Annotated in this window: 9 protein-coding genes; 6 read left to right on the plus strand and 3 right to left on the minus strand. The window is 44.6% G+C overall.

Annotated features, from left to right (window positions below; translation table 11 throughout):
• Positions 1-2 precede the first annotated feature (2 nt).
• From B0I21_RS08900 to B0I21_RS08925, 6 genes are all read left to right on the plus strand, one after another.
• Positions 3-1,277, plus strand: a complete 1,275-nt coding sequence (locus B0I21_RS08900) for a metallophosphoesterase (protein WP_133640128.1) — start codon at positions 3-5, stop codon at positions 1,275-1,277.
• A 90-nt stretch (positions 1,278-1,367) separates the two neighbouring features.
• Positions 1,368-2,408, plus strand: coding sequence for a UDP-glucose--hexose-1-phosphate uridylyltransferase (locus B0I21_RS08905; protein ID WP_133640129.1), 1,041 nt, complete (start codon positions 1,368-1,370; stop codon positions 2,406-2,408).
• A 1-nt stretch (position 2,409) separates the two neighbouring features.
• The gene (gene galK, locus B0I21_RS08910) at positions 2,410-3,567 is read left to right on the plus strand and encodes a galactokinase (RefSeq protein WP_133640130.1); all 1,158 of its coding nucleotides are present in this window, start codon (positions 2,410-2,412) and stop codon (positions 3,565-3,567) included.
• 15 nt (positions 3,568-3,582) lie between these two features.
• Positions 3,583-4,722: an aldose epimerase family protein gene (locus tag B0I21_RS08915; RefSeq protein WP_243835999.1), complete on the plus strand. Its 1,140-nt coding sequence runs from the start codon at positions 3,583-3,585 to the stop codon at positions 4,720-4,722.
• Positions 4,723-5,068: 346 nt separating this feature from the next.
• A complete protein-coding gene (locus B0I21_RS08920; RefSeq protein WP_133640131.1) occupies positions 5,069-5,383 on the plus strand; it encodes a helix-turn-helix domain-containing protein in 315 nt (104 codons plus the stop codon).
• On the plus strand, positions 5,380-6,615 hold the full coding sequence (locus tag B0I21_RS08925; RefSeq protein WP_133640132.1) for a type II toxin-antitoxin system HipA family toxin: 1,236 nt from the start codon (positions 5,380-5,382) through the stop codon (positions 6,613-6,615). Before B0I21_RS08920 ends, B0I21_RS08925 begins: the two co-directional genes overlap by 4 nt.
• Before the next feature lie 29 nt (positions 6,616-6,644).
• Here B0I21_RS08925 and B0I21_RS08930 read toward each other — a convergent pair whose 3' ends face one another.
• The 3 genes from B0I21_RS08930 to B0I21_RS08940 form a co-directional block, all read right to left on the minus strand.
• The gene (locus B0I21_RS08930; protein ID WP_133640133.1) at positions 6,645-7,829 is read right to left on the minus strand and encodes a trans-sulfuration enzyme family protein; all 1,185 of its coding nucleotides are present in this window, start codon (positions 7,827-7,829) and stop codon (positions 6,645-6,647) included.
• A gap of 129 nt (positions 7,830-7,958) precedes the next feature.
• A complete protein-coding gene (gene mfd, locus B0I21_RS08935) occupies positions 7,959-11,294 on the minus strand; it encodes a transcription-repair coupling factor (protein WP_133640134.1) in 3,336 nt (1,111 codons plus the stop codon).
• A 302-nt stretch (positions 11,295-11,596) separates the two neighbouring features.
• Positions 11,597-12,142: a hypothetical protein gene (locus B0I21_RS08940; RefSeq protein WP_133640135.1), complete on the minus strand. Its 546-nt coding sequence runs from the start codon at positions 12,140-12,142 to the stop codon at positions 11,597-11,599.
• Positions 12,143-12,183 lie beyond the last annotated feature (41 nt).

The following is a 12,183-nucleotide window of genomic DNA, read 5'->3' on the forward strand; positions in this document are numbered from 1 at the left end:
CTATGTTGATATTTAATGCAGTTTTACTGCTATTCTTTGACTTTTATATTTTCTTCGCGTTGCGCGCAACGAAGATTAAGGTCGTGAAGAAAAGATGGTTTCCGTATGTATGGTGGGGATATGCTCTAGGTCTATTGTTAGGCTTAGTGATCGCTACCAAATTTGATATGCCGTTATCATACCGCTCGGTTATCTTGGTGGCATTTTTTATGACCGCTGTGTGCAAGTTTATTTTTATCATCATACTTCTCATTGATGACTTAAGGCGTGGCGGCTTATGGATTGCACGGCTTTTGGTGCCTGCGAAAAAGCAGCAAGCGGCACCATCCGAACAATCCTTGGATGCACCACTGCCCGAGCAGCCCAAAAATGGTATTTCCCGATCCGAGTTTTTGACCAAATCAGGATTGATCGTGGCCTCGTTGCCAATTTTTCCACTATCATGGGGTGTTATTGCCGGAGGCTACGACTACAAGATCCGCCGGCAAAAGCTCTATCTGCCCAATCTACCTTCTTCCTTCCATGGATTACGAATCGGCCAAATTTCGGATGTACACTCTGGCTCCTTTTATAATCAGAAGGCCGTGTTGGGCGGTGTGGAAATGTTATTGGGAGAGAAGCCCGATGCGATATTTTTTACTGGAGACCTCGTAAATAATGTGGCTTCGGAAATGCGTGATTACCAAGACATCTTTACCAAAGTGAAGGCTGATCTGGGCGTGTTTTCTGTATTAGGAAACCATGACTACGGTGATTACTATTTTGGAAAGGAAGACTCGCCTGCCAAGCGGAAAAATTTGAAAGACCTGATTGATACGCATAAGGTAATGGGTTGGGATCTATTGATGGACGAGAATCGATCTCTGAAGCTAGGTAACGAACAACTGGCAATTGTGGGTGTCCAAAATTGGGGCACAGGTCGTTTTCCAAAAAAGGGTGACCTTGCGAAAGCTTTGCAAGGCACCGAGGAATCAGCCGTCAAATTATTGCTGTCGCACGATCCATCACACTGGCGTGCTCAGGTTCTTGATACCGATATCGATGTTATGTTTGCTGGGCATACCCACGGGATGCAATTTGGTGTGCGTGGCGAACATTTCCAATGGAGTCCGGCGAAGTATATTTACAAAGAGTGGGCAGGGCTGTATGAAGAGCAAAATAAAAAGCTCTATGTCAATGTAGGTTATGGATTTTTGGGATATCCGGGCCGAGTAGGCATTTTACCAGAGATTACCATATTCGAGCTTATTAAAGGCGATAAACCCCTTGTGTCGTAAGAAATAGATAAATTCTTGTAAAGCCTATGTTTTTCATAGGCTTTTTTTTGTTTTCTAATTTAAAAAGAAGATATTTATAAAAATCTAGCCATGCTTAATTTTTCAGAACAACCACATAAACGCAAAAACCTATTAACAGGGGAGTATATTTTAGTATCGCCACACCGCAGCAAACGACCGTGGCAAGGACAAGTGGAGGATTTAGCGCCTGATAATCGTCCGCAGTATGACCCTACATGTTATTTATGCCCTGGCAATACCAGAGCAGATGGTACCGTCAATCCAGAATATAACAATAGCTTTGTCTTTGTTAATGATTTTTCTGCCCTGTTAGCGGATACAGCCCTAGACATTTTTAACGAGGAAGACCTGCTAAAGGCGGAAGCCGAACGCGGGATATGTAAAGTTATATCGTTCTCGCCAAGGCATGATCTTACCCTTCCAGAAATGAGCGCAAAAGAAATTCAAGCCGTTGTCGATCTTTGGCAACGTGAATTTCAAGAGCTGGCACAGCACGATTGGATAAAATATATTCAAATATTTGAGAACAAGGGCAGCATCATGGGCTGTAGCAATCCGCATCCGCACGGACAGATTTGGGCACAAAGTTCCACACCCGTGGAAATACAGAAAGAAAGCGAACAGCAAGCGGACTATTTCCAAAGAAAAGGTCGTACACTTCTCCAAGATTATCTTGAATTAGAGTTGAAAAAGGATGAACGCATTATTGTTAACAACACCCATTTCGTGGCGCTCGTGCCGTTTTGGGCCGCTTGGCCTTACGAGACTATGATCATCAGTAAACGCGCGGTGCCCTCCATCTTGGAATTTACCGAAGAAGAGAAGGAAGATTTTGCTAAGACCTTGCAAGAGTTGACTATCCGTTACGACAATATTTTCAAAACCTCGTTCCCGTATTCAGCAGGTATGCATCAGGCACCCGTTAACAGCGGAGATCATCCGGAGTGGCATTGGCATATGCATTTTTATCCGCCGCTGCTGCGCTCGGCTACGGTAAAGAAATTTATGGTCGGTTATGAAATGCTGGCTAATCCGCAGCGCGATATTACCCCAGAACAAGCCGCCAACACGTTGAAACAACAAGCAACGGTACATTACAAAGCAAAGTAAAATGATTTCCAAAGAACAAATAAAAACTAGATATAACGAGGTTTTCGATAGTATGCCTACGCACATCGTGCGTTCGCCAGGAAGAATAAATATTATTGGCGAGCATACCGATTACAACGAAGGGTTTGTTTTACCTACTGCTATCGATAAAGCTATCTACGTGGCCGTTGGCAAAAGGGAAGACGATCTTATTCGTCTTTATGCCGAAGATTTTAAGGCCTATTTTGAGGTTTCCATAGCCGATATTCGTCCAGTAGAAGAAGGATGGCCGAATTACGTGTTGGGTGTCGTCGGGCAGTTGCGAGAACGACACCTCACCTTTGGAGGATTTAATATGTATATTGATGGCGATGTGCCTCTTGGCGCCGGGCTTTCCTCGTCTGCTGCCTTAGAGTGTGCTGCAGGGTTCGCTTTAAATGTTCTTTTCGATTTGCAGTTGCAACGTGTTGATATTGCACGGATCGGGCAGTTGGCCGAACATACCTATGCAGGCGTGAAATGTGGTATAATGGATCAGTTTGCCTCGGTAATGAGCAAGGCCGACCATGTTGTGAAATTGGATTGTCGTGATTTGTCTTTTAGTTATACACCGTTGGAGCTTGGCGAATATGCTATTTTGTTGTTAAATACCAATGTGAAACATTCCTTAGCTTCATCGGCCTACAATGATCGGCGAGCATCCTGTGAAGAAGGTGTTCGCTTCGTGCAAGCAAAATACACCGACGTCAATAGCCTGAGGGATGTTTCCATAGCTATGCTGGACGAACTTGTTAAACCTGTTGATGAGGATGTATATACGAAATGTCGTTTTGTGGTGGAAGAAAACCAACGCCTGAATGATGCCTGTGCCGCTTTGGAACGTGGAGATCTGGAGGAGCTCGGTCAGCAGCTATTTCGCGCGCATACTGGTTTGAGCAAAGCGTATGAAGTGAGCTGTCCGGAATTGGATTTCTTGGTAGATTATGTGCAGGAATTTCCGGAGGTACTTGGTGCGCGGATGATGGGCGGCGGCTTCGGCGGTTGTACCATCAATTTGGTGAAGAAATCCTTTCAAGACCTGTTGATTGACAGATTGACGCCAGTATATAAAGCAAAATTTGGTTTGGATCTGACCGCTATTAAAGTGGTTCCTTCCAATGGAACCGAAATATTACTATAAACCTTTTTTATTCCCATGATGAAAAAAACACTCCTTTTAGTTGGCTTAGCGACAGCGCTGTCTTGGTCGGCATGCCAAAATCAAGCTCATAAAACGACGGATACACAGCTTTCAGACAGCAGTTTTGCCGCGACGATAGATGGGCAGGAAGCAAAGTTGTTTACCTTGCAGAACAGCAAGGGAGCAAAAGCGACCTTCACAAATTTTGGAGCCCGGATTGTCTCGCTTTGGGTGCCTGGTAAAGATGGCAACCTTGTCGATGTTGTGCTGGGATTTAATAAAGCTTCTGATTACAATAATCCGGAAGAACCTTACTATGGCACAATAGTGGGCCCTTTTGGCAATCGCATAGCCAAAGGCAAATTCGCATTGGACGGCGAGCAGTATACTTTGCCTGTAAACAATGGTGCAAACACGTTGCATGGAGGATTTAAAGGGGTGCATTTTGCCGCCTGGGAGGGAAAGCAGGAAGGCGATAACAACGTGACGTTTTCGTATACATTGCCCGATAAAAATGAAGGTTTCCCCGGAAATATTGCCATGACGGTAACCTATACGCTTACCGACGACAATGCGCTAGAGATAGCCTACAGCGCCACAACAGATAAGAAGACGGTAGTCAATCTAACCAATCACGCATACTTTAACCTCAACGGCGAGGGTAGTGGCACGATCCTGAATCACAGCTTACAGATCTACGGAGACCAATATACGCCGGTTGACAGCACCTTGATTCCAACTGGAGAACTGGCTGCTGTGAAAGGAACGCCTTTCGATTTTTCGCAGGCCAAAGCAATTGGTCGGGATATCGACCAGCAGGATCAGCAATTGCGCTACGGCGGAGGATATGACCATAACTTTGTGCTACGCGGCGATAAGGTTGATAAGCTGAACCATGCTGCTACCTTGATCGGCGATAAAACGGGCATCAAGATGGATATCTATACGGAAGAGCCCGGTTTGCAGTTTTATAGCGGAAATTTCATGGCAGAGAAGGTAACCTTGAAGAACAGCAAGAAAGATGCCTTTCGCACAGGATTGTGTCTGGAAACACAGCATTTTCCCGATGCGCCAAACCAAGCAAATTTTCCATCAACGGTTTTAGCGCCCGGCCAGACATATACAACAAAGTCTATCTATAAATTTAGTTTGTAAAAAAGGTAAGATATAGTATCCGAGGGGGTTGTATGTACGCATGCAACCCCCTTTTGATATTTATACTTTGCGGACGGGTTTAGTTACCTGATGGAAGCGCGTGTCAGTGCGAGAAGGATGGAACGACGTCGAAGCAGTCTTTAGTACAAAGTATGGAGTAGTGCGTAGTGAGTAATGCGAATTGAGATCTGGTCCGTTATCAAAGTGCGCGTCATTGCTGGAGCTGTTTACGTGTTCGGCGAGGTTCGTTGTAGAAAAATTGTAGCGTGTAAGTTTGATGAGCTCTTTTATTTCAGAAGTAATATCATTATATTAGTATATTCATTAATGCATCACTAATAATATTATGGTATTATTTATTTCTCCATCAAAAGCACAACTTCAAATTGCCGAGCAGATCCGTGCAAAGCGACTCGCGATGAACCTCACGCAAGAAGGGCTTGCAGATCGTTCTGGTGTTGCACTTCCTACATTGCGGAAATTCGAACAAAAAGGATCAATTTCTTTAGCGTCGTTCGTCAAGCTTTTGATGGTTGTTGGAGGTGCCGAAGAGGTGATCGAGGCACTACGACCTCCGAAAGCCGCTTTTGCGTCGATAGACGATGTGTTGAAGGAGGATGATAACATATATAATACGCGAAAAAGAGGACGAAAAAGATGAGTAGATCAATTAGAGAAGTAAGCGTAGCGTTGGATTTTGGAACAGAAAGCTATCCTGTTGGTCGTATGGCGATGCGTAACGGTGTTATCTATTTCGAATATGATGATGCGTTGATCCAAAAGGGAATAGAAATATCGCCCATAGGGTTGCCTTTGCAAAGAGGTGTTGTCGAATTCCCTAGACGTCCATTTGAGGGTTTGGCCGGGGTTTTCAATGATAGCTTACCTGACGGTTGGGGCCGACTTCTTATGGATCGTTTGCTGCGCTCGCAAGGCATATTTCCCGATAGCATCTCTTCCCTTGATCGCTTGGCCTATGTTGGGTCGTTTGGTATGGGTGCGTTAACGTATGAACCGGATATCAGCGTGTCAGATGGTCAGGAATTTGTTGACCTTGATCATCTAGCCACACAGACCGAAGAAGTAATTCAGGGTAGTTCAGAGGAGGTACTCACGGAGTTGATAGCGCTTAATGGATCATCTGCGGGGGCGCGTCCAAAAGCGCTAATTGCTGTGGATAATGACCGACGGCATATTACTTCCGGCGCACGAGAGATGCCGCAGGGGTTTGAACCCTGGCTAGTGAAATTTTCAAATAGGCAGGACGGATCGGATGCTGGCGCTATCGAATACGTATATGCCCTGATGGCTAAAGAGGCTGGAGTAGCGATGCCTGATGTGCATTTGTTTTCATCACAAAATACGGCGGGTTATTTCGCTGTGAAACGCTTTGATCGCGATGGCAACATAAAGTTTCATATGTCCACTGTAAGTGGTTTGCTACATAGTGATTTTAGAATTCCTTCGCTGGATTACGAAGACTTGCTCAATTTGACAAGCATGCTAACGAAAGATATTCGGGAAGTTGAAAAAATGTATCGGCTAGCAGTATTCAATGTCTTGGCTCACAATCGAGACGATCATGGAAAAAACTTTAGTTTTTTGATGGATGAAAAAGGCGGTTGGAGGCTAGCCCCTGCTTATGACCTTACTTTTTCCCGCGGGCCAAATGGCGAGCAAAGCACTATGGTAATGGGCGAGGGTAAGAATCCGAGAATAAGCCATTTGTTAAAACTTGGTGACGAGATAAAGCTTCCCAAAAAGTTGATTGCTGAAATTATAGATCAAACGCGCGCTGCGCTGGCGACTTGGCCAGACTTGGCAAAACTACACGGAGTGGCAACCACCAATATTAAAATTGTCTCTAGGGCTATGCAAGAAATAGCTAAATAGGTACTTTCAAGTCCGATTATCTTTTAGCGCTATAATCCCGCAAAAGCCTGCTGGAAGTCGGCAATAAGATCGTCGATGTGTTCTATGCCTACAGAGATGCGTAGCATGCCTCGGGTGATGCCCGCGTTCTGTTTTTGTGTGGACGAGTGGTGTGCCCCCCACATGCTCGCCGGATGCACAATCAAGGATTCTACGCCGCCTAAACTAGCTGCGTTGATAAATAGTTTCAGCCTGCTTAAAATGGTCTGTGCCCGCAAAAATTCTTCTTCCTCGTTTTTGCCGTCGATTTCTATGCAGATCATGCCTGTGAACCCTTGCATCTGCTTGCAGGCAAGTTCATATTGCGGATGGGAGGAAAGGCCTGTGTAGCGAACGCGTTTGATCAAGGGGTTTTCGGCTAGCCAAGTTGCTAAGGCTAGCGCGTTTTCATTGATCTGCCTAACGCGAAGCGCAAGGGTTTTCAGACCGCGCAGCAACAGCCAAGAATCGAAAGGACTTAATGATGCGCCCAACACGAGCGAACGCTGCCAAACACGCTCGATATATGCTTTTGGACCGCAGACTATGCCTGCCGTGAGATCGCTGTGGCCACCGAGATATTTGGTCGCGCTATGTACAATGACATCAATACCAAAATCATGGGGTGTTTGGTTGATGGGCGAAGCAAAGGTGTTGTCGGCCATCGTTGTGATCCCCAACCTTTTGCCCAATTGTCCGATAAACGCCAGGTCGGTTAGATCCAAGTTTGGATTCGATGGCGTTTCCACGTAGATAAGTTTGGTGTTCGGCCGTATGGCCGCCTCAAAAGCTTCATTATCTGTTTGATCAACATGCGTAATTTCCACACCATAGTCACTTAAAAATTCTTTCAGAAATAAAGTCGAGCCGGAGTAATGGGCATGTTGAGCAACGATGTGATCGCCGGCCTTGACGATAGCAAGTATAGCCGTACTGATGGCAGCCATTCCTGTAGCCAATACCAGCGCATCTTCGGTCTTCTCCAATGTTGCAATAAGCTCAGCCACCTGGCTATTCGTAGGGTTACCATGCCGATGATAAAACGCTGGATGTTTGGTTGCCGTAGCAGCCTCAATATAAGCCGAAAGATCGGCATCCGCCAGGTAGGTGGAAGTCTGAAAGATCGGCGTGACAACAGCTTTAGTGGTGTTATACTGATTTCCCTGATGAATAAGGGTTGTTTCCAAGTTTTTCATGCAATGGTAGGTTTTGATCAAAGGTAATAAAAATCTACTTATTTAGTAGATTATAGTAATATGCGGGTACCTTGCTTTGGCACTAAAAAGTAGCGGATGATCATAACGACTGGCTACAGTAAGATGGCATTAGGCCATCTTACGGAGTAGATTTAGTGCATAGTCTATGCTATTAACATTCGTTAACGCTAACCGCAGTTGATTTTTCACTTCTTTCAAATTAGAAATGGACGGATGTTCCTGTACGAAAGCTAAAACCTTACCGAATTGATCCGATTCGAAATAACTGGATTTTGGATTGTTGAGAAAGTATCCTTTCAACACCTTTTTCTTGTACGAGATTTTCTCAAATCCGATCTGCTTGCCCATCCATTGTAAACGGAGTGTATTGAACAGTTCAAAAACTGGTGCCGGTATTGGGCCAAAGCGATCTTCCAGTTCTTTTTGAAAACTAGCTAATTGCTGTTCATTTTCTAGCTTGGCGATCTCGTTGTACAAGTTGTAGCGCTCGCCGATACTTGTCACATATTCATCCGGAATCATAACCTCTAGATCGGTGTCGATCTGCGTAAAGTTGACATACTTTCGGTTTTTATCATCCGCAAATAGCTCGCCGAATTCGTCGTCCTTCAACTCTTGCACGGCTTCATCCAAGATTTTATTGTACATTTCAAAGCCGATTTCGGCAATAAAGCCCGATTGCTCAGCACCTAAGAGATTTCCAGAACCACGAATATCCAGATCGCGCATAGCGACATTGAAACCTGAGCCCAGCTCCGAGAACTCTTCCAAAGCGGAAAGGCGTTTGTATGCCTCGTTAGTCAAAGTCGATAGCGGCGGACTGAGCAAGTAACAGAAAGCTTTTTTGTTGGATCGACCTACACGCCCGCGCATTTGGTGCAGGTCGCTGAGCCCAAACATGTGCGCGTGGTTGATGATGATGGTATTCGCGTTCGGAATGTCGAGGCCGGCTTCAATAATGGTGGTCGCCACTAACACGTCGAATTCATGGTTGATAAACTTCAGCATCACATCTTCTAGATCGTCACCTTCCAACTGCCCGTGTGCAATGCCAACGCGTGCGCCGGGCACCAGCTTTTGGATCATGGCCCCAAGCTGCTTCAAATCGGCCACCCGGTTGTGGATAAAAAAGACCTGTCCATTGCGCTCTAATTCGAAAGCCACAGATTCTTGGATCAACGTTTCGTTAAATACATGCAGCTCCGTTTGTACGGGTTGACGATTTGGGGGAGGGGTAGATATGATGCTTAAATCTCTTGCTCCCATCAACGAAAAATGTAAGGTACGCGGTATAGGCGTTGCCGTTAGGGTCAATGAATCTACGTTTGCCCGCATCACCTTCAGCTTTTCCTTTACGGACACCCCAAATTTCTGCTCTTCGTCGATAATCATCAAACCAAGCTCTTTAAACTTGACATCTTTGCTCACCAAGCGATGCGTGCCGATAATAATATCGACTTCGCCAGCTGCCAGCATTCCTAAAGTTTCCTTGATCTGCTTGGACGACTTAAAGCGGTTAATGTAATCGATATTAGCAGGAAAGCCTTTCAAGCGTTCGCTGAACGTGCGGTAGTGCTGTAGCGCTAGTATAGTTGTCGGTACCAAAACCGCCACTTGCTTGCTATCCGCCACCGCTTTAAACGCCGCACGAATGGCGACTTCCGTCTTGCCAAAGCCAACGTCACCACAAACCAATCTATCCATCGGATGCGGCGATTCCATATCCTTTTTAACATCATTGGTTGCCTTCTCCTGATCGGGCGTATCTTCATAGATAAATGAGGCTTCCAGCTCATTTTGTAGATAGCTGTCTGGGCTAAACGCATTACCTGTTTGCGCTTTTCTTTGGGCGTAAAGCTTAATCAAATCGCGCGCAATGTCTTTTACCTTCTTTTTGGTTGTTTTCTTCAGTTTATCCCAAGCATCAGTACCCAATTTGTTCATTTTGGGCAACGTACCTTCCTTGCCAGAGTATTTTGATATGCGGTTTAAGGAGTTAATATTGACGTATAGTAAATCATTGTCTGCATAGATAAGACGGATCATTTCCTGCGTTTTTCCATTGACTTCTACTTTTTCAAGACCGGCATATTTCCCTACGCCATGATCGATGTGCGTAATGTAATCGCCCGGCTTCAGCTCGCGTAGATCTTTTAGCGTAATCGCTTGCGAGCGCTCGTACCCCTTTTTACGCTTGTACTTATAGTATCGATCAAATACCTGATGATCGGTGTAACAGGCCAGTTTCAAGGTGTCGTCGCGGAAGCCTTCACGAAGCCCCCGGTGTATGGGTGTGAAGGTGGTTGAATTTTCAATATCTTCCAGAATAGCAAAAATGCGTTCTATTTGCTTTGTCGAATCCGAGAAAATTAAGTTCTGTATACGTTGCTTTTCGTTTTCTTTAAGGTTGTGGATCAACAACGTGAAATCTTTGTTAAAAGAGGGTTGCGGATGGGTGTCGAAGGGAATGGTTTTATCCGATTTGTAGTAAAACTGCTTACCAAATTCAATGTTTGGGAATTCGAAAAGCATTTCGCTGAATGTTCGGTCCGTGGTGAACGTCACCCGGGGATCGACCCATTCCGTATTCATTTTAATATCCTTTTCTGGCAGCGCTTTCCAAAATTCGGCGGCTTTCTTATAGCCATCTTTGATAACATCCATCGTGAATTGAACATCTTTATGCCAGAAGACACTATCCCCATCTACGTATTCTAAAAGTGAGATGTGATTGTTGCTCAGGAACTTTGCCTGTACGTTTGGCACGATGGTCACCGTGTGCATTTTGCCCACGGATAGCTGTGATTCGATATCAAAGGTTCTTATACTTTCAATATCATCACCAAAAAACTCAATGCGATAGGGAAGATCGTTGGAAAAGGAAAAGATGTCGACAATACCACCGCGAATGGCAAATTGTCCCGGTTCGTAGACAAAGTCTACCCGGTCAAAATCATACTCGTAAAGAAATTCATTGATGAATTCAATACTGAGTTTACTGTGTTCAGTGATTGCTAATGTATTTTTATCCAAATCGTCTCGGTTGATCACTTTTTCGGCGATGGCTTCCGGATAGGTGACGACCATCTTTGGCAGCTCGGAGGTATGATTCAGCGCGCTTAGGGTCTCTGCTCGTTGCAATACATGGGCGGCATCTGTCTGTGTGAACTCAAATGCCTTGCGAAAGGAGGCTGGAAAAAATAGGATTTGCTTATCTAAAATGCTCTCTAAATCGCTGAGGAAATAAGAGGCTTCTTCGTGCGTCGGAAGGATAAAAATATAAGGCCGCTCTTGTAAGCTATAGGCGGCAGCGGCTACCATGGCATCAGAGGAACCGACTAAACCTTTGAGTTGTATTTTTGGATTTTTTTGCTGTATAGCTTTTACCAGCTCCTGCACCTCGTCGCTGTGCTTGTATTTTTCTATAACGTCTTGTATGCCCACTTGCTACCTTTACTTTTTTGCGAATTTAAGAAATTATTGGAGCGAATCAGAATACAGAGCCTTGAAACATCAAGCATATATGGATAAAAAACAAATACCCTGGAAAACGCTCATTTATCCTTATTCATTATTCGCTCGGAAACTATAATGCTATGGAACAATTATGTATGGCTCAAGGTTTCTACGACCGCTTGAAATCTGAAACGTTTTTGCTAAAAGAGCATAGCTGTACATCGATAAACAAGGAATCGTCTTACGAGCACGATCCGCTTTCAAAGCGGAGAAGCACCTTACACGGCATGCTAGATAAGATGATTGCTGTTTGCAAAATCAAGAACCTGCTGCATATCGTCGCTGAGGTCAAATTGAAGATCTTCGTGTAGTTTATCAAACTTGTTTGACGTGGTTTTTAGACGGGCTTTGACATAGATCTGAAGCTTGAAGGCCGCATGCACGCCGGATGCTTCGAAAAGGCGCGGAAAGCGTTCGAACGCTTCTTTTAACAGATAGATACGACATTCCATTTCACTGTATTTGTCTTTGGTCACTTTCTCGTGTTCATTGATTAATCCGCTGCCCTGGCGTAGCAAAGTTTGCAGTTCCTTATAGTTGCTGTACTGGGGGATATTCTTAATTGTGTAGCGGTTGGTAGAAAACAGATCACGGAGGGATTCCCGTAAATTTTCAATACGATCTTCCAGATCGAGTTGGTTTTCCAACAATTGAAAGTGGAGTTGCTTCATAAGCATCTTATCCTTGCTTACCAAACGCACCAAAAGTTTGTCTTTTTCCTTTTGTGGTAAGTTTAAGACTGCATTTTTTAATTCCGGTTGCTTATGAAGTGACATGTAGTATGTGTATCGATCTCACGCTAAAAATAAGAACTATA

The organism is Sphingobacterium paludis, assembly GCF_004364125.1.
Lineage (GTDB): Bacteria > Bacteroidota > Bacteroidia > Sphingobacteriales > Sphingobacteriaceae > Sphingobacterium > Sphingobacterium paludis.